Origin of the sequence: Geobacter sp. DSM 9736, from assembly GCF_900187405.1 — a bacterium.
Lineage (GTDB): Bacteria > Desulfobacterota > Desulfuromonadia > Geobacterales > Geobacteraceae > DSM-9736.
Genome location: NZ_LT896716.1, coordinates 260,205 through 278,483 on the forward strand (window position 1 = coordinate 260,205; position 18,279 = coordinate 278,483).

An 18,279-nucleotide genomic window follows, 5' to 3' on the forward strand; every position below is an offset into this window, starting at 1 on the left:
TTGAACGGGAAAAACGGGCGGGGCCTCATCATCGCCATAGATGGTCCTTCCGGTGCGGGGAAGAGCACGGTGACAAAACTGCTCGCCGACCGGCTCGGTTACATCTTTCTCGACACCGGTGCAATGTTCAGGGCGGTTGCGCTGGCGGCCCAACGTGCAGGAATCTCCGTGGAGGATGATGATGCTCTCGCCAATCTTTGCCGCGGCATAGCCATATCCTTTGAACGCAGAGACGGCTGCTGTTGCCGCGTCATGCTCAACGACGAAGATGTTTCCTCGGCCATCAGGAGTCCGGAAATCAGTCTCCTGACCTCCAGGATCTCAGCCCGGAAAGTGGTGCGGGAGTTTCTTCTTACACTCCAGCGCGAGATGGGGAGTAAGGGAGGGGTTATTCTTGAGGGGCGGGATATCGGTACTGTGGTTTTCCCCGATGCCGACGTGAAGGTATTTCTCTCGGCCTCAGCCGAAGTACGCGGGAAAAGGCGTTTCATCGAGCTGAAGGCCAAGGGCGTGGATGTCGACCTGGAGACGACGGTGGGGGAGGTAATGCAGCGGGACGAGCAGGACGTCCGAAGGGAACATGCTCCATTGCGGCAGGCGGAAGATGCCATCGTAATCGATTCGACTGAACTTACGGTGGACGATGTGGTTGACACCATTGAAAAGATGGTAGCGGAAAAGCTCAGGGCATAGGTTCTCATGGAGATACTACTCGCAAAACAGGCAGGATTCTGCTTCGGTGTCAAACGCGCCACTCAAATGGCGTTTGAGGCGGCGGGCAAGGGAGGCAAGACCTTTACTCTCGGTCCGATCATACATTCTCCTCAGGTTGTGCAGCGGCTTGAAGAGTTGGGGGTGAAGGTTCTTCGTGAAGTAGCCGAAATCGAGAACGGCACCATCATCATCAGGTCTCATGGTGTGGCTTCGGATGATTTGGAGGAGGCTGTGCGTCGGGAGCTGGAGGTGGTGGATGCAACCTGCCCCTTCGTGAAGAAAGCACAGGACCATGTAATGGGCTTGTCCGAGGGTGGGTACGATGTGGTGGTGGTTGGAGACGCTGACCATCCCGAGGTTCAGGGAATCGTCTCCTATGCCAAGGGCAAGGTGTTCGTGGTGGGTTCCGGTGAGGAGGCTTTTCATCTGCCTCGCATGGCGAAAATAGGTATCGTCGCGCAGACGACTCAATCCATGGAGAACCTGAAGGCCGTTGTTCTGCAGTGCTTGACGAAAGGTGGGGAGTTGAGGATCTTCAACACCATATGCGATGCTACCGCTGTTCGTCAGGAAGAGGCAAAGGAGCTGGCGAAGCGGGTGGATTGCATGATTGTCATCGGCGGCTACAACAGCGCGAACACCAAGCGTCTCGCCGAGGTCTGCGCAGAGCTGCAGCCGAAGACGCATCACATAGAGACGGCGGAGCAGGTTGATCCTGAATGGTTCAGTGGTGTCAAATGCGTCGGAGTCACTGCCGGGGCCTCTACACCCAAGTGGATCATCGATGAGGTGATCGAGAGGGTTGAGCAGATCAATAGCGACAAAAAGTATTGAGTTTTTATGGAATACTGCTAGTATGGAAAGGTTTCCGAAAGGCGAAATATATCAGGGGGTACCATTGTAATGGCCGATGAGAGAAGATCAAACAGATTCAAGGACGCGCCAATCAAGCGTTTTCATGATAGCGATGAGGAGCTGGAACAGGGGCAGGGTGAGTTCGAGGAACTCTTCCACGGAAGCCTTCGCGCGTTGCAGGTAGGTGAGGTTGTCAAGGGCGTAGTCGTGCAGATCAGCCAGGATTTCGTGCTGGTGGATGTCGGGTACAAATCTGAAGGATGCATAGCCATCAATGAGTTCATAAACGAGAGCGGTGATCTCGAGGTAAAGGTCGGCGACGAAGTGCGCGTCCTCTTTGAACGTGCGGAGAACGAGCGGGGATACATCGTTCTGTCGAAGAAGAAGGCGGAAGCGCAAGCCGGCTGGGAGAAGATTGCCGAGGCTGGTGGAGAAGGGGGCATCATCGAAGGAAAGGTCATTTCCAAGGTGAAAGGCGGCCTCATGGTCGATATAGGCGTGCAGGCATTTCTTCCTGCATCTCAGGTAGATATACGGCCTGGAGGGAACCTTGACAAGTATATCGGTCTTTCAGGAAAGTTCAAGATACTGAAAATGAACCGTAAGCGTGGGAACGTAGTTCTTTCTCGCCGCGTGATCCTCGAAGAGGAGCGCAGTGTGATGAAGGATCAGACGCTGGAGAAGCTGGCCGAAGGTCAGGTTATGGAAGGGACCGTCAAGAACATTACCGAGTATGGCGCATTCGTGGATCTCGGTGGCGTCGACGGGCTTCTTCACGTTACCGACATGTCATGGGGCCGGCTCGGGCATCCTTCAGAAATGATAAAAGTAGGTGACAAGCTGAATGTCATGGTGCTGAAGTATGACCGCTCCAAAGAGAAAATTTCGCTGGGGCTCAAGCAGGCAATGCCGGATCCGTGGCTGTCTGTCGAACAGAAGTATACGGTCGGCGACCGGGTACGTGGCAGAGTGGTAAGTCTCGCTGAATACGGCGCTTTTATAGCTCTTGAGGAAGGGGTGGAGGGGCTAGTCCACGTCTCGGAAATGTCGTGGACCAGAAGAGTGCGTCACCCCTCCGAGATTCTGAAAGTAGGGGAAGAGGTGGAAGCCGCTGTTCTTGGAGTCGATATGGGCAATCGTAGGATCTCGCTCGGACTCAAGCAGACCGAAGTGAATCCTTGGACCGTTATCGGCGAGCGGTACCCCGTAGGAACGAAGATCGAGGGTCAGATCAAGAACATCACCGATTTCGGCGTATTTATCGGAATCGAAGACGGCATCGACGGCCTTGTGCATGTCTCCGACGTCTCTTGGACGAAGCGGATAAAGCATCCGGGTGAGGTATTCAGTAAAGGCCAGACGGTTCAGGCTGTCGTGCTCAACATCGACGTGGACAACGAGCGCCTGTCGCTGGGTATCAAGCAGCTTACCCCCGATCCCTGGTCCGAGATTCCCAGCCGCTACAGGCCTGGCACCCGCGTAAAAGGTAAAGTGTCGTCTGTGACCGACTTCGGAATCTTCATCGAGCTTGAGGAGGGGATCGAGGGGCTTATTCATGTCTCCGAACTCTCGCATGAAAAACTGCCTACGCCGAAAGGATTCGCAGAGGTTGGGGACGAGTTGGAAGCGGTAGTGTTGAGCGTGGATACGTCCGACAGAAAAATCGGCCTGTCCGTCAAGAGTCTGCAGAGTGCAATAGAGAAAGCTGAGCTGGCCGCCTACATGGAATCACAAGGGGAAGCGACTTCCAACCTGGGAGACCTGCTAAAAGACCTGAAGAAAAACGGCGGGGATCAATAAATAACGCAACAGAGGCCCCCAGATGGGTGGCCTCTGATCAATTTAAATGCTGCACGAGGTGGGTGAATGACGAAGAGTGAACTGGTGGAGAAGATTGTCGAACGTAATACCATGCTGACTCGCAAGGAGTCGGAGATGATCATCAATATTGTTTTTGATTCGATGAGCGAAGCTTTACAGAATGGGGACAAGGTCGAAATCCGCGGTTTTGGCAGTTTTACCGTGCGGGAGCGTTCGGCCAGGGAAGCGAGGAACCCGAAGAGCGGTGAGCTTGTCGACATCCCAGCCAAGAAAGTGCCATTCTTCAAGACCGGCAAGGAGCTCAGGGAGCGTGTTGATTCCTGAACTCCTGCTGCCTAACTTCCCGACAAGATATATATCCCCCGGTTATGGTAATACCTGCGTCATGCAGGTGTTTCCATAACTGGTGGGAGTCAGTCTGTAGGGCACGCTGAGTTCTTGGCCCGGATGGCGGAATTGGTAGACGCAAGGGACTTAAAATCCCTCGGCGCTTAGCGCTGTGCCGGTTCGACCCCGGCTCCGGGCACCATCATTCATCTTCCGTTGTCGATCAAGCTTTTCATTCAGGTGCTTCGCAGGAGAGCTGTTGCATCCTGGAGAACCTGTGCCAATTCTTCCGCCCGATCCGTTCCCAGGCGGATTCTTTTTCCATCTTTCAGTTCTATCTCCACCGTATGCCGTCCCGACACGTCGATCGACCAGACCCTAAACCTATCTTTCTTCATGACCGAGATCCGCTCGATCTCTGTCAGGCTCACATCTCTGCGAATAAGGCCAAGGCCGAAATACCAGATCAGCCGGCCCTCTGTCACTTCGATGGTAAGTACCGGAAAAAGCACTGCACACACCGCCAGCATAACCAATCCCAGCCAGGACCAGGGGCGGCCAAGAAAAATTAGGAGACTTATCCCTAGGATAACCATCAACAGGTATCCGAGCTGAGTATGGCGATAGTGCATGAGTTTACCATTATGATGAGATGTTAATTGAGAGGATATTACCGGTTCACTGATGACCGGTCAATGATTCATTTAACTTCATGCATCGTCTACTTCTCCCTCGTACCCTACTTTCTTGGTCGCCGTGTTTCGGGGAAATAGTTGACGCATTTAGTATGGTATGATATTTCTAGCATGCTCCTGTGTTCCGCCAACTTCCGATTATGAGGTAATCTATGTTTTCAGGCTTGCGCGACGATATCAAGGCCGTTTTTGACCGCGATCCTGCAGCTCGAAGTTCGCTCGAAGTCTTTTTTTGCTATCCCGGACTTCACGCCCTCTGGTTTCATCGCCTTGCCCATTGGCTGTGGGTGCATGGTTTTTACTTTCTCGGGCGTTTCACTTCACATCTGGGGCGGTTTTTTACAGGGATAGAGATTCATCCGGGCGCCAAGATTGGCAGACGTTTTTTCATCGATCACGGTATGGGAGTCGTGATCGGGGAAACAGCCGAGATCGGCGACAATGTTACACTCTATCACGGGGTGACCCTCGGCGGTGTCAGCTGGGAAAAGACAAAGCGTCATCCGACGATAGAGGACAATGTTGTGATCGGATCCGGCGCTAAGATACTCGGTCCATTTACTGTAGGCGCTGACAGCAAGGTGGGCTCCAACTCAGTGGTTGTCAAGGAAGTACCTCCTCATTCGACCGTCGTTGGCATACCTGGGCGGGTGGTGATGGCTCCTGACAAAGAGCCCGGCGGAAGGGTGGATCTGGAGCACGGAAAACTTCCAGACCCTGAGGCCAAAGCAATTTCTTGCCTTTTCGATCAGATAAGGGAGCTGGAGAAGAAATATCAAGCTCTTGCCGCTGAGCACGAAACGCTCAAAAAGAAGGTAGCCGGACTGTAAATGCGTTTATCCACGAAGGCTCAATACGCAGTCAGGGCGCTTGTAGATCTGTCTATGAATTCTGCGGGAAGGCCGGTCGCACTAAAGGATATCGCGCGTCGGGAGGATATCCCCCTCAACTATCTCGAGCAGCTTTTCAATCGGCTCAAAAAAGGGGACCTTGTCAGGAGTGTTCGCGGCCCTGGCGGGGGCTATGTCCTCGCCCGAAAGGGTGAGCGGATCCCGGTCAGCGAAATCGTGACAACGGTGGAAGAACCACTGAACCCAGTGGCATGCCTTGATGAGAGCGGATCCGGGTGCTCACGGGCTGCCCGGTGCGTAACATACGACCTCTGGAAGGAACTCGGCGATACCATCCACAAATTCCTCTCCTCGAAGACCCTGGAAGACCTGGTGCGGGAAGCGGCGGACAAAACCCCCGGAATTGAACGTTAATCTACAATGATCTACATGGACTACAATGCGACGACCCCCGTTCGTCCGGAGGTTCTTGATGCGATGTTGCCGTTTTATCGGGAACGGTTCGGCAACCCTTCGAGCATTCATCGGGCAGGAAGGGACGCGAAGAGGGCGGTAGAGGAAGCACGTGAGCGGGTTGCCCGCCTTGTGAACTGCGACCCGGCGGAAGTCGTCTTCACCTCCTCCGGAACCGAAGCGGACAACATGGCCATCAAAGGGGTCGCGGAGGCTTTGCGGGGACGCGGCAACCACATCATCACCACAACTGTCGAGCATCCTGCCGTCAGCAACGCCTGTTCTTATCTGGAGCAAGCCGGTTTCGAGGTGACGCGGGTGGATGTGGGCCGGACGGGACTAGTCGACCCGGAGGCGATCGAGGCTGCCATTACGCCCCAGACGATCCTAATCTCCGTCATGTTCGCCAACAATGAAACGGGGACTCTGATGCCGGTTGCGCAGCTGGGTGAAATCGCGAGCCGTCGCAGGATATATCTCCATTCCGATGCCGTTCAGGCTGTTGGACGTCTGCCTGTGGATGTCAGAGAGATGAATATCCAGCTCCTCTCCCTCTCCGGACATAAGCTACATGCGCCGAAAGGAACGGGAGCGCTCGTGGTGAGGAAGGGTGTAAAGGTCGTTCCCTTCATACACGGGGGCGCCCAGGAGAGAAACCGCCGTGCCGGAACCGAGAACGTGGCAGGGGCCGTGGCTTTCGGAAAAGCTTGCGAGCTCGCTTGCGATGAGATGATGCAGGAGGCCCGGCGACTTGCGCTGTTGCGGGACCGACTTGAAGAAGGCATCCTCACACGTGTGCCCGGCGCACAGATCAACGGCAGCCGCGGAAGAAGGCTCCCTAATACCCTCAGTGTATCATTCGAGGGTGTGGCCGCGGACTCCCTCCTCATGAGCCTTGATCTTGAGGGGGTCGCGGTTTCCTCCGGAGCAGCCTGCAGTTCCGGCACCCTTCGCTCCTCTGCCGTTCTTGCAGCCATGGGGATACCCCCTGAAATCGCGAGAGGCTCTATCCGGTTTTCCCTCGGTCTCTACAACTGCGATGAGGATGTGACAAGAGTGCTCGATCTGCTGCCACACCTCGTGGAGCGGCTGCGCAGCTAGCGCGCGCCATTCTTTTTCATCAGCATGAATCAGGAAGAACGGAATCAACATGAATAATGCCAGACCCAGACGCGTAGTCGTCGCCATGAGCGGCGGCGTCGATTCCTCGGTAACCGCCGCACTACTCAGGGAGCAGGGGCACGAGGTGATCGGGATCTCCATGCAGCTGTGGGATCATTCCGATTCTGCAGCGGATGAGAACTTCGGTTCCTGTTGTTCTCTGGACGACCTCCAGGATGCCCGGCGGGTGGCGGAGCAACTCGATATCCCTTTTTACGTGGTCAATTTCGAGGAGGAGTTCAGGCGGATCGTCGTCGAAGATTTCGTTGACGAATACTTCAGGGGGCGAACCCCGAACCCGTGCGTTCGTTGCAACCAGGTGGTGAAATTCGAGCTTCTTCTGGCCAAGGCCCGGGGACTCGGCGCCGACTGTCTCGCCACCGGGCACTATGCCCGCATCGCACGGGAAGATGGTAACTATAGGCTCCTCAAAGGGGTGGACCCCCAGAAGGATCAGAGCTACTTCCTCTTCGCTCTCACCCCCGAGCAGATGGCGTCGACCTTGTTCCCTCTGGGGGAGCTCACGAAACAGGAAGTCCGCAGGCTGGCGGCGCACTACGGTCTGAGAGTCGCCGAAAAGGGGGAGAGTCAGGAGATCTGTTTCATACCGGATGACGATTATGTGCGGTTTCTCGAAGAGGAGCGCGGAACTGGGCTTCTTTCGGGGAAGATCGTGGACCGGAGAGGAAACGTCCTCGGAACCCACGACGGAATCTACAGGTACACCGTCGGACAGCGCAAGGGGCTCGGAATAGCCCACGCTCATCCTCTTTATGTGGTGGGGGTCGATGCGGAGAGGTGCGAAGTGGTTGTCGGAGCGAAGGATGAACTCCTGAGCCGCGGTGTCATTGCGGAACACATGAATTGGATTGTGCCTCCGCATGCCGATCCAATGGGGGCCTCCTGCAAGATTCGCTACCGTCACCAGCCGGTACCGTGCGTTGTCCGTCCGCTGGCAGGGGGGGGAGCAGAGGTATTGTTCGGGGAGCCTCAACGTGCGGTCACTCCTGGGCAGGCCGTAGTCCTTTACGATGGTGATAGCGTTTTGGGCGGTGGCTGGATAACGGCGGGGATCGAGTAAGGTATGCAACGGGTCGCAATCACCACCCTAGGGTGCAAGACAAACCAGTTCGAATCAGCCGGTATGGGGGAAATACTCGGCAAGGAAGGATTTGTCGTCGTTCCTTTCGATGAACAGGCCGATGTCTACATCATCAATACCTGCACTGTGACCGCCCGCACTGATGCCGAGTCGCGGCGGCTCATACGCCGGGCGCAAAGGAAAACCCCGAATGCGCGAATCGTGGTGACCGGTTGCTACGCGCAGGTCGCCCCCGAGGAACTCCGCGCACTTCCCGGTGTCGATCTCATCCTTGGAAATACTGAAAAAAAAGATATCGTCTCTTTCCTGCGGGAAGCGCCTGCGGAAGGGAGGGTTCTCGTCTCGGACATAACCGGCGAAAGGCATGCTGCACCGCTGGCGCTGGAAAGCTTCGCCGAGCATACGCGTGCATTTCTCCAGGTCCAGAATGGATGCGACGCTTTCTGTTCCTACTGTATCGTACCCTATGCCAGAGGGCGCAGCAGAAGTGTTTCCACTGAAGAGGTCCTCAAAGGCATCGCTTCATTTGCTGCCTCCGGGTATCAGGAAGTGGTCCTCACCGGTATCCATCTGAGTGCTTACGGGCTTGATCTGGAGCCGCCGGCATCGCTTCATGGTTTATTGCAGGAGGTGGAGAGACGGCAGCTCGTCCCGCGGTTGCGCCTGGGTTCCCTGGAGCCCGCCGAGATAGGTGATGAGCTGATAGATCTGGTAGCGCGGTCGAAAGTAATATGCCCCCATATCCACATCCCCCTCCAGAGCGGGGCGGACGGAGTTCTTCATCGGATGAACCGGACCTACACAGCCCGATTCTTCGCCGAACTTGTCGGTCGCCTTTCTGCTGCAGTTCCTGGAATCTGTATAGGTCTAGACATGATCGCAGGATTTCCCGGTGAAACGGAGGAAGAATTCCTGGCGGGCTGGAGTCTTGTCGAATCCCTCCCCATAGCCTATCTTCACGTCTTTCCCTATTCCCTCCGCCCCGGAACTGCGGCTGCGTCCATGTCCGGCCACCTTCCACCCCGCGTAATTACCGAGCGGGCGCGCCGGCTCCGCGAGCTTTCAGAAAGAAAGAGGGATGAATATCATGCATGCTTCGTCGGGAAAACGATCCGGGTCCTGGTTCAATCCTCGGATGGCTCGGGGAATCTGAAAGGGTTATCCCGTCACTACGTCTCCGTCTCCTTTCCCGGAAATCGGGATACGTATAATCGCGAGGTGACGGTCCGCATCCTGGGTAGTTCAGGTGAGGGGCTGGTGGGAGAGCTGCAGGCGGTCCTGTAATAACTCCATGGCTGCCGCTGCGCAAGAAGCTATGCGATCGTGTGGCGGATGTCCTTCCCCTTCACCATGAAGATAACCATTTCCGCCACGTTTGTTGCGTGGTCTGCAATCCGTTCGAGGCACTTTGCAATATAGTTGATCTTGATTGCGCGGGAGATAGTTGCCGGGTCCGCCATCATGAACGTCAATAGTTCCCGCTGGATCTGATCGTTCAGGTCGTCCACCTGCTGGTCATCCCTACAAACCTTGAGCGCGAGTTCGTCGTCACCCCTGACAAACGCGTCCAGCGCTTCCTTCACCATGTCCGATGCGAGCTTAGCCATCCGGGGCAGGTCGATGTACGGCTTGAGCGGCTGCTCCATGTTCAGCTCCCGGGTCCGCTTGCAGATGTTGGCGCACTGGTCTCCGATTCTCTCCAGATCCGTCACTATCTTCAGCGCGATCGTTACGAATCTCAAATCGCGGGCCGCGGGCTGCCGACGGGCAAGAAGGTGGAGGCACTTCTCGTCTATCTCCATCTCCAGGCCATTGATTTCGTGGTCGAACTTGATGGTCCGCTCCGCTAGCTCCGTGTCCCGTTCGACGAGGGCTTTCATGGCGTTGGCGATCATCTGCTCCACCTTGCCCCCCATTTCGAGAAGCTTACCGCGTATCTCATTCAGCTCCTCGTCGAAATGCCTGCTGAAGTGCTCCCTTTCCATTTATCTTCTCCAATCGTGAATCAGGTCAAGGTTGAGGTTGAGGATAGAAGCTAACCGCAACGCGTGAGAGTGGTAAACCGCTTAGCCGAACCGCCCCGTGATATAGTCTTCAGTCCGCTTTTTTTCCGGGGCCGTGAATATTTTCCGTGTCGCGTCGCATTCGATCAGTTCCCCCAGGTAGAAGAATGCCGTTACGTCGGATACCCGTGCTGCCTGCTGCATGTTATGGGTGACGATGACGATGGTGTACTTTTCCTTCAGCTCTTCGATCAGTTCCTCGATCTTTAGGGTGGAAATCGGGTCGAGCGCCGAGGCGGGTTCATCCATCAAAATTACCTCCGGCTTGACCGCAATGGTCCTGGCTATGCACAGCCGCTGCTGTTGCCCTCCCGATAGTTCCATAGCATTGGATTTCAACCGGTCTTTCACTTCGTCCCAGAGGGCGACCCGCTGCAGGCTGGATTCGACAACTTCATCGAGCGCATTCCGCTTCACTCCACCCATGAGCTTGTACCCTGCGATGACGTTATCGTAGATCGACATTGCAGGGAAGGGGTTGGGCTTCTGGAACACCATGCCGATCCGCCGTCTGATGGAGACGGGATCGGCGCTCTTGTCGTAGATGTTGGTTCCTTCCAGCAGTATCTGCCCCGTCACCCGTGCCGCGGGCACGAGATCGTGCATCCGGTTGATGCTGCGCAGGACGGTGGATTTGCCGCACCCCGAGGGTCCGATGATAGCTGTTACGCTGTTTTCCCTGAAGGAGAGATCGACGTTTTTCACAGCATGGTTCTGACCGAAAAAGACATTCAGCTGATGCAGTTCGAGTTTTTGGTTCATTCGTTCCCCTAGCTTCTATGCTTGCTCCTGCCGAAGTATCTGGCGGAGAGGTTGATGCCGAACATAAGTGTAACGAGGACCAGCGCGCCTCCCCATGCCAGCTTGTGCCAGTCTTCATAAGGTGATATCGCGAAGTTGAAGATCTGTAGGGGGAGGGCTGCCATCGGCTGGGCGAGGCTGGTTCCCCAGAACTGGTTGCCGAGGGAGGTGAACAGAAGCGGTGCCGTCTCACCGGCAATGCGGGCGAGCGCGAGGAGTATGCCTGTCACGACTCCCGTGAGGGCGCTTCGCAGCGTGACCTTGAGGGTCGTCCGCCAGAGGGGGATCCCGAGGGCCAGGGACGCTTCCCGCAGAGAGTCCGGGACCATCTTGAGCTGCTCTTCTGTGGTTCTGAGCACGATAGGTACCATGATGAGGGAGAGGGCAGCCGCCCCTGCCCAGGCCGAAAAACCTTTCATGGGGACAACGATAAGAGCGTATGCGACCATCCCGGTAATGATCGATGGAATTCCTGAAAGAATATCGGCGGCAAAACGGATGGCGGTGGATATGCGGTTTCCTCCGTACTCAGATAGGTAGATGGCTCCGAGCACTCCTACGGGTACACCCAGAAAGGATGCAAGGCCGACCACTATGGCAGACCCGGCTATGCCGTTTGCCATCCCTCCGCCGGCCTCTCCGGTCGGCCTGGGAATTTCCGTGAAGAAGTCGAGGGTGATGCTGTCGAGGCCCATTTTCATGATGTGCGCGAAGATGAGTCCGAGAGGGATCAATACCGCCACGGTGGAAAGCATCATCAGCAAGGTCATCAGCATGCTGCCCAGTTTACGGCTTCGGAGCCTCATCGGCGGCCTCCTTCCTTTCGGGTCACACTCCATAGGAGTAGGCGGGCGAAACCGTTGATGACGATGGTCACCGTCAGCAGGATGAGGCCGATTTCCATCAGCGCGGCTGAATGAAGGGGCGAAGTAGCCTCCGCGAATTCGTTGGCGATGACGCTCGGCATCGTGTAGGCGGGAGAGAGAAGCGACAGGGAGATCTGTGGCGAGTTTCCAATCACCATGGTGACCGCCATGGTTTCACCCACCGCACGTCCGAGTCCGAGGATGACGGCGCCGACGATCCCCGACTTCCCGTACGGGAGGACCGCCATACGGATCATTTCCCACCTGGTAGCTCCCAGGGCTATTGCAGCCTCCTTCTGGGTCTGCGGCACGGCCAATAGCACCTCCTTGGTAATGGAGGTGATTATCGGCACAACCATGACCATAAGTATGAAGATGGCAGCAAGCATGCTCACACCGTAAGGTGCCCCCTCAAAGAAGGGGAGGAACCCGAGGTGCTCGATGAGCAGGGGCTGTACCGAGCGCTGCAGCCACGGAGCCATGACAAGAACTCCCCACAGGCCGTAGATGACACTCGGAATCGCGGCAAGGAGCTCAACGAGTGCTGCAATCGCGGCACCCGCCCGTTTTGGGGCTATCTCCGTGATGAAAAGTGCTGTGCCGACGCTGAGTGGAGTAGCCAGAGCCAGCGCAAGCACCGACGAGACAAGGGAACCGTACAGATAAGGAAGCGCGCCGAACTTCTCCTGGACCACGTCCCAATCGCTTCCGGTCAGAAAGCTCAGTCCGAAGGCACGCAGAGAGGGAAGGCTCTGTCGGATCATCTCGTACATCATCAGGCACAGGATTGCGATGATACTTAGGGCCAGGAGCGCGGTAATGCCCTTGAAGACGCAGTCACCACAGAACCCGGGTTCAATCTTCCATTTTCGTTGTACTTCAGATGCCAAAAGAAAGCTCCGATCGGATCATGGGAAGCGGCTGGCTGAGTTTGGGCTGCCGCTTCCCGCAGAAAAGCAGCAGTTACTGGATTGTCTTGATCGTCTTTTCTACCATTTTCGTCACATTCTGGGGTAGCGGGGCGTAGAGGAGGGGGGCTGCCATCTTCTGCCCCTTGGTCATGCTCCACCTGAGAAATTCGACCAGCTTTTTCCCCTTTACCGGGTCCTTCTGCTTCTCGTAGACGAGGAGCCACGTGAAGCCGACGATCGGGTAAGCTTCCTTTCCCGGCTGATTGACGAGGGATATCCGGTAGTCTGCAGGCATCTTTTTTGCTGCGGCGGCTGCCGCAGCGCTCGTCGTTTTGATTGAGGGCTCGATGAACGCCCCTGCCTTGTTCCTGATGGTAGCATAGGAGAGCTTGTTCTCTATGGCGTAGGCCATTTCGACGTACCCAATGGTGTAGCGGGTCGTCTTTATCTGGCCGGCTACTCCTTCATTTCCCTTGCCGCCGAGTCCCACCGGCCATTTTACCGAAGCACCCTTGCCGACCTTTTGGGCCCACTCAGGGCTCACTCCTGACAGATAATCGGTGAAGATGCTGGTGGTTCCGCTTCCGTCGGAGCGGCGAACGACGATGATCGGCTGATTGGGAAGTTGCATGCCGGGGTTGTCCCTGACGATTCTCGGGTCGTTCCACTTGGTGAGCTTACCCAGGAAAATTTCGGCGACATTCTCCGACGAGAGCTTGAGCCCCTTGCCTATCCCTGGGACATTATAGGTGACGACCACCGCCCCCATAACCGTAGGAATGTGCAGCAGCTTTCCCGGCGCCGCCTTCAGTTCCTGATCGCTAAGAAATTTGTCTGAGGCTCCGAAGTCGACGGTTTGAGCGGTTATCTGCTTGATTCCACCGCCGCTGCCGATGGACTGGTAATTGAACTTGACTGTAGGGTCGATCTTTGCGTACTCGCTGAACCATTTGGAGTAAAGCGGGTAGGGGAAGGTCGCCCCCGCTCCGTTTACCAGAGTCTCGGCGAAGGCCGTAGGCGCGATCAGAAACGACGGCAGGATAAGAACCAAACAGATGCTTAATCTCAGGTTGCTCAGCATATCTCCTCCTTGTATCTTTTTTGCTCCTTGTATCATTGAAGTGTTACAGGCGTGTTACGGAGAGGGTAAGATTGGGTTAAACATGTGCTCATATGCAAATTGTAGCAATTTTTCAGGTAGATGCATTTGGCGTGGGAGGGTGAGGTAAGCAGTTTCGGCTGGCCGCATGGAGGACGAACTGCTGCAGACTCAGCTTCGGTGGGGAAGGAGGTGCGTAGGGAAGGTATATCTGGCGGTGCTTCGGTCAGGCGTTAGAGGCGATACGCAGCTTTTTCTGTGCATCCAGGCACTCTTCGCACATTTTGCCGATTTCCTCTGTCGTAAAGCCGTTGATGACCAGTCGCTCGTTATATGTAAGCTCAATCCAGGCCCCAAACCTTTTGACCCTTTTACAGCCGGGGCAGACTATGACAGCTTTCCGTTCCATGGTAATCCCTTTCTGCAGAAAGGAAAAAAACCCATTCGGCAGTTGCCGCAGAATACAAGCAATACAAGGTGCGATTATACCACGTCGAGCGGATATGTCCTTCTGTCTATGAGCAATACTTTTTACTGATCGGTGAGGATTCGATCAATCTGCCAGCCATGCGGCGAGCCGGTCGGCCAGCAGTGCATTCTCAGCATCGAGAAACTTGTTCTGGAAAAGTGCGTCATCTCCAAATACCAAGAACTCCCCCTTTCCGCGCTTCCCCGTCACAGCGACCGCGAACCGCTGCACCGCATCACCCCCGGAAAGTGTGCTGCTGCCGTCGAGGTCAATCCATGCACGATCTCCGGTTTCGGCGATTACGGTGCAAGGGTCGCCGGTACAGGCGAGTGCCCAGGCACCGTGGAGACTGAAACCTTCGATGCCGCGGGTAAAGGAATCCTGCGAAAGGCGCTGAACCCTGAAATTCTGGGGATTCCCCTTGATTGCGTTTTCCGTCTCCCGCAGGGTTCCGTTTGAGAAATCCACGTCGAGGCGATGGAGAAGTGCTGTCAGTGGCTGGGCGATGTGAAGCATGATGGCGAGTTTCCCCCCCTTCTCGACAAACCGGACGATCGCTTCGATTTCCTTATCCGAATATTGCTTGAAAGGCCCCGAAAGCACGAGGCCCGTTGCCTCGGCAAGAGCTTCCGGGGTTATCTCATGGTGCAGGGCAGCCACTTTCGAGTTCACCCGGCGGAGACGCGCGGCGAACTCCGACAGATCGAGGGGGGACTCTCGATTCATCAGGAAGCGCTGGTCATGCCCCTCGTCAATGAGGATTGCTCCGGCTTCTGCTGCGGTCGCTGATACCGGTACGATAAGGGCGAGAGTCAGTAAGAGAGAGATCTGAATGATTGGCTTCATAGACGACTCCTTGTGATGGCAAGTATGCGACACAAACAGATAAAGACGACCTGTTTGGTCTTATATACTCTGTGCTCTGAATATGCAACTCCTATTTCTTTCTATGGCTGTTTTCCGCTTCCATGAAAGGGGCATGTGCGGGGTGTGTCCGGTTACTCTCCAGGTGGAGCAGCATATATGAAACAGGTGCGGTCGCTTTTTATAATAAATGCTTTATAATTCAGAAGCTGCCCACGCGCCTCGAATTTTACTGCATAACTTACGGAGCGATGATTTCGGTATTCCTGGCGATATCTATTATCCTATGTACTGCCGGAGCATGCAGCGCGGTGGAGTTGACCGTGGTCCCGTCAGGCGAAAGGACATTCGCTGTTACTGGTACGGGAATTGACAGACTTGCCGCCGTGGATGTCTATCTGACATACGATCCTAAATATCTGGCCGGGCCCCGGGTGGTCAAGGGAGCGCTGGCCCGGGAGGCCCTGCTGAAATGGAGCGTACGGGGCGCCGGCAGCCTGCGGATCGGCATCCTCAATCCCGGGTCGTTCGCATCTTCAGGGGAACTCGCAAGTGTATCCTTTGATAAGGTGCAGGATGTTTCTGGTGGGGTTGCCACAATGGCCGTGTCGGCCATAGATCGCCGAGGGATGCCTGTACCCGTTCGCACAAAGATTTCTGTGCCGCCCGGCCCGGCAGTTCCCACACCTTCATCCGCTTCGCGCCCCGATCCTGATAAGCGTGTCGCACTTCATTCATCGGTACTCGACCGGTTCAGGGAATTCAAGGGAGAAAGGACGCCGGGAAACTTGATGTTTCTCTTCCAGGCGCCGGCGGGGGCAGGGTACAGGCAGGAGCCACCGGTGGCAATTTCCAACGGGATCGGTAGAGTAAAACTGTTCATTTCCTCCAGGGAGAGGGAGGAGCTTGCTCCCGGCTTTGCCGTTCGCGGTGCGAGACTCTTTTCCATCGGGGTGAGGGAAGGTGGTTGGGTGATAGAGGTCGTGCCGGAGAAGGGGACGATAGAAGCCGTGCTCAGCATCATGAGGGGAGGTATGCTGTACGAAATACCGCTCGTCGTGGCCCCCCTTTACGAAAACGGAAAGAAGAAGCCTTTTGAGGAAGCCGAGCTTTTGGAGCTTCTGGTGGGAAGAGCCGGGGTGGAGCAGGCATCCTTTGACCTCAACCACGACGGAAGGCATGATTTCATCGACGACTATATCCTCATTGCCAACTATCTGTCTGGAGGGGGATCGGCGGCACAGAAAGCCGCGATATTTTAGTTTTTCGTGTTGACAATGGATTTCCGGAAGATGTATTAATTGAACCCAATTTCTGCAATGACCCTTATAAAAGACAGGAGGATGACCAGTGCTATTAAAAAGGACGAGTGCTATTCTGGGGATGCTGTCGCTGCTCTTCGCGACCACCGCATTTGCCGCCCAAGGGGGTAAGAAGGTAGCTACGGTGGAGATCCCGGTGAATCAGGAAATGTATTCCGCCACTCCCACCCCTCTCACTCCAGCCCAGTGCGCTCAGTGCCACGAGAAGGTTTTCGGAAGCCTGAAGACCGCCGGCGGCAAGCACCGTTTTGAGTGCCAGAAGTGCCACACCTCGTTCCACAGTTACAACCCGAAGAAGGGGAACTGGGACGAAATAATGCCCAAGTGCGATTCCTGTCACGCAAAGCCCCACGGGCAGGCAATCACCGACTGCAGCAACTGTCACTCCGATCCTCATGCACCCAAGAAAATGGGAATGACGACCCGGCTTGTGAATGCCTGCGGTCAGTGCCATGCAGGTCCGAAGGAACAGGTAGTCAAGTTCCCGAGCAAGCACAGCAAGCTCGCGTGCCAGAAATGCCATACCTCCCACGGATTCAAACCGGCATGTTCAGCGTGCCATAAGCCCCACTATCAGGGGCAGGAGTTCTCGACCTGCATCAAGTGCCACCCGGTGCACAAGCCGCGTGAGATTACCTACGAAAAGACGACACCTGCTGTTGCCTGCGGCGCCTGCCACGGAAAGGTCTTCGAGAAGTGGAAGAAGACACCCAGCCTCCACGGCAAGGTGAACTGCGCCAACTGCCACCATACACGGCACAAATACGTTCCGCAGTGCCAGGAGTGCCACGGGACTCCCCACAAGAAGGAAATTCTTGAGAAATTCCCGAAATGTCTCGGATGTCACCTGGATGTACATGACCTGCCGGTGAACCAGAAAAAGAAGTAACTTGGTTGTAACTGCAACTTCAGCCCCCGGTGATCCCACCGGGGGCTTTTCTTTTGGACTGCCCCCCTTGCTACAGAGGATGGATATTTTTCTGGTGAAAGGGGGAATTGCAGCTATAATGGCGCCGTGAGTTCCTTCGCTTTCTCTCTCATCCTTTTTTCAGGGCTGATGCATGCCCTCTGGAACCTGCTGGTGAAGCGGAGCCGCCACAAGACCGTTTTCATCTGGTGGATGTTTGTCTGCTCCGCACTTCTGTTCACCCTGATGCTACCCTTGCTTCCCGGCACTTTCCCTGCTCCCGATAAAACGGTGATGCTGCTTGGAGCAGGGGGAGCCTGCTGTTTTTTCCTTTATCACCTCTGCAATGGCCGCGCGTATCGCAGCGGCGATCTTTCCCTTACGTACCCCCTTTCCCAGACTTCGATGCTCTACGTGCCGTTGTGGGGAGGACTGCTTCTCGATGAACGGCTGACAGTGGCGGGAGGGAGTGGCATGCTCCTCGTTATGACGGGTGCATGTTTCATTCAATTACGGCGACTTTCGCTGGAGGAGATGCTGAGGCCGGTGAGGAATCTTTCCGACCCTTCGGTCCAGGCCGCCCTTGCGGCGGGGTTCATCTATTCTCTTGGGGCAGTCATAGACAAGTCGGGAGTGCAGCGCTATTCTCCGCTATATTTTACTTACCTGCTCGTGATCTTCATGTTAGGGCTGATGACGGTGAATCTGCTTCGCAGCCGGTACCGCGATCAGGTTCTGACCGAATGGAGGGAAAACCGGGGGCTGATCCTCCTGAGCGGGCCTGTGATGATGGGTTCCTTCCTCTCCTTTCGCTACGGTCTGAGCCTTTCGCCGATGAGCTACGCCGTTGCTGTGCGGCAGGTGAGCGTAGTGATCGGGGTCCTGATCGGGATCATGTTTCTGGGGGAAAGATGCGGCAGGATCAGGATCGCCTCGGCTTTCCTCATTGTCGTCGGGGTCTTCCTGATCCGGCTTGCCGCAGAGTGAATGTTCGGGAT

The 18,279-nt window shown here is 55.8% G+C and carries 20 protein-coding genes and 1 tRNA gene; 13 read left to right on the forward strand and 8 right to left on the reverse strand.

Annotated elements, in window-relative coordinates:
* The 5 genes from cmk to CFB04_RS01205 all read left to right on the forward strand — a co-directional run bounded on the left by cmk (position 1) and on the right by CFB04_RS01205 (position 3,919).
* Positions 1-693 (forward strand): (d)CMP kinase, encoded by a 693-nt coding sequence (gene cmk / locus CFB04_RS01185; protein ID WP_088536662.1) that lies wholly within the window; start codon positions 1-3, stop codon positions 691-693.
* A 6-nt stretch (positions 694-699) separates the two neighbouring features.
* Positions 700-1,548, forward strand: a complete 849-nt coding sequence (locus tag CFB04_RS01190; RefSeq protein ID WP_088533563.1) for a 4-hydroxy-3-methylbut-2-enyl diphosphate reductase — start codon at positions 700-702, stop codon at positions 1,546-1,548.
* Between the two features lie 69 nt (positions 1,549-1,617).
* Positions 1,618-3,369 carry a 30S ribosomal protein S1 gene (locus tag CFB04_RS01195; RefSeq protein WP_088533564.1) on the forward strand — a complete coding sequence of 584 codons (1,752 nt, stop codon included), beginning with the start codon at positions 1,618-1,620 and terminating at the stop codon, positions 3,367-3,369.
* Between the two features lie 66 nt (positions 3,370-3,435).
* Positions 3,436-3,714 (forward strand): integration host factor subunit beta, encoded by a 279-nt coding sequence (locus CFB04_RS01200; protein WP_088533565.1) that lies wholly within the window; start codon positions 3,436-3,438, stop codon positions 3,712-3,714.
* A gap of 117 nt (positions 3,715-3,831) precedes the next feature.
* Positions 3,832-3,919: transfer RNA gene (locus CFB04_RS01205), tRNA-Leu, on the forward strand.
* A 34-nt stretch (positions 3,920-3,953) separates the two neighbouring features.
* Here the strand turns inward: CFB04_RS01205 and CFB04_RS01210 are convergent.
* Positions 3,954-4,316: a hypothetical protein gene (locus CFB04_RS01210; RefSeq protein ID WP_157698683.1), complete on the reverse strand. Its 363-nt coding sequence runs from the start codon at positions 4,314-4,316 to the stop codon at positions 3,954-3,956.
* 248 nt (positions 4,317-4,564) lie between these two features.
* Between CFB04_RS01210 and cysE the strand changes: the two genes are divergently transcribed.
* The 5 genes from cysE to mtaB are packed head-to-tail and all read left to right on the forward strand — an operon-like array spanning position 4,565 to position 9,263.
* Complete coding sequence (gene cysE, locus CFB04_RS01215; RefSeq protein ID WP_088533567.1) at positions 4,565-5,242, forward strand: serine O-acetyltransferase; 678 nt, start codon at positions 4,565-4,567, stop codon at positions 5,240-5,242.
* Entirely contained in the window at positions 5,243-5,677 is a 435-nt protein-coding gene (locus tag CFB04_RS01220) for an Rrf2 family transcriptional regulator (protein ID WP_088533568.1), read from the forward strand. It abuts the gene before it with no gap.
* 6 nt (positions 5,678-5,683) lie between these two features.
* Complete coding sequence (nifS, locus tag CFB04_RS01225) at positions 5,684-6,817, forward strand: cysteine desulfurase NifS (RefSeq protein ID WP_088533569.1); 1,134 nt, start codon at positions 5,684-5,686, stop codon at positions 6,815-6,817.
* 49 nt (positions 6,818-6,866) lie between these two features.
* The gene (gene mnmA / locus CFB04_RS01230) at positions 6,867-7,958 is read left to right on the forward strand and encodes a tRNA 2-thiouridine(34) synthase MnmA (protein ID WP_088533570.1); all 1,092 of its coding nucleotides are present in this window, start codon (positions 6,867-6,869) and stop codon (positions 7,956-7,958) included.
* A gap of 3 nt (positions 7,959-7,961) precedes the next feature.
* A complete protein-coding gene (mtaB, locus tag CFB04_RS01235) occupies positions 7,962-9,263 on the forward strand; it encodes a tRNA (N(6)-L-threonylcarbamoyladenosine(37)-C(2))-methylthiotransferase MtaB (protein WP_088533571.1) in 1,302 nt (433 codons plus the stop codon).
* Between the two features lie 29 nt (positions 9,264-9,292).
* On the opposite strand, the gene phoU is transcribed toward mtaB, so the two are convergent.
* From phoU to CFB04_RS01270, 7 genes are all read right to left on the reverse strand, one after another.
* Positions 9,293-9,964 (reverse strand): phosphate signaling complex protein PhoU, encoded by a 672-nt coding sequence (gene phoU / locus CFB04_RS01240; RefSeq protein WP_088533572.1) that lies wholly within the window; start codon positions 9,962-9,964, stop codon positions 9,293-9,295.
* Between the two features lie 81 nt (positions 9,965-10,045).
* The gene (gene pstB / locus CFB04_RS01245) at positions 10,046-10,804 is read right to left on the reverse strand and encodes a phosphate ABC transporter ATP-binding protein PstB (RefSeq protein ID WP_088533573.1); all 759 of its coding nucleotides are present in this window, start codon (positions 10,802-10,804) and stop codon (positions 10,046-10,048) included.
* 8 nt (positions 10,805-10,812) lie between these two features.
* A complete protein-coding gene (gene pstA, locus CFB04_RS01250; protein ID WP_088533574.1) occupies positions 10,813-11,649 on the reverse strand; it encodes a phosphate ABC transporter permease PstA in 837 nt (278 codons plus the stop codon).
* On the reverse strand, positions 11,646-12,599 hold the full coding sequence (gene pstC / locus CFB04_RS01255) for a phosphate ABC transporter permease subunit PstC (RefSeq protein WP_088533575.1): 954 nt from the start codon (positions 12,597-12,599) through the stop codon (positions 11,646-11,648). The genes pstA and pstC overlap by 4 nt, the downstream gene beginning before the upstream one ends.
* A gap of 73 nt (positions 12,600-12,672) precedes the next feature.
* Entirely contained in the window at positions 12,673-13,701 is a 1,029-nt protein-coding gene (gene pstS / locus CFB04_RS01260; RefSeq protein ID WP_088533576.1) for a phosphate ABC transporter substrate-binding protein PstS, read from the reverse strand.
* Positions 13,702-13,945: 244 nt separating this feature from the next.
* Positions 13,946-14,128: a hypothetical protein gene (locus CFB04_RS01265; protein ID WP_088533577.1), complete on the reverse strand. Its 183-nt coding sequence runs from the start codon at positions 14,126-14,128 to the stop codon at positions 13,946-13,948.
* 144 nt (positions 14,129-14,272) lie between these two features.
* The gene (locus CFB04_RS01270) at positions 14,273-15,034 is read right to left on the reverse strand and encodes a DUF4350 domain-containing protein (RefSeq protein WP_088533578.1); all 762 of its coding nucleotides are present in this window, start codon (positions 15,032-15,034) and stop codon (positions 14,273-14,275) included.
* A gap of 269 nt (positions 15,035-15,303) precedes the next feature.
* Between CFB04_RS01270 and CFB04_RS01275 the strand changes: the two genes are divergently transcribed.
* From CFB04_RS01275 to CFB04_RS01285, 3 genes are all read left to right on the forward strand, one after another.
* On the forward strand, positions 15,304-16,314 hold the full coding sequence (locus CFB04_RS01275) for a hypothetical protein (RefSeq protein ID WP_088533579.1): 1,011 nt from the start codon (positions 15,304-15,306) through the stop codon (positions 16,312-16,314).
* Between the two features lie 88 nt (positions 16,315-16,402).
* The gene (locus CFB04_RS01280) at positions 16,403-17,263 is read left to right on the forward strand and encodes a cytochrome C (RefSeq protein WP_231934309.1); all 861 of its coding nucleotides are present in this window, start codon (positions 16,403-16,405) and stop codon (positions 17,261-17,263) included.
* Between the two features lie 126 nt (positions 17,264-17,389).
* Positions 17,390-18,268 (forward strand): EamA family transporter, encoded by an 879-nt coding sequence (locus tag CFB04_RS01285; RefSeq protein WP_088533581.1) that lies wholly within the window; start codon positions 17,390-17,392, stop codon positions 18,266-18,268.
* Positions 18,269-18,279 lie beyond the last annotated feature (11 nt).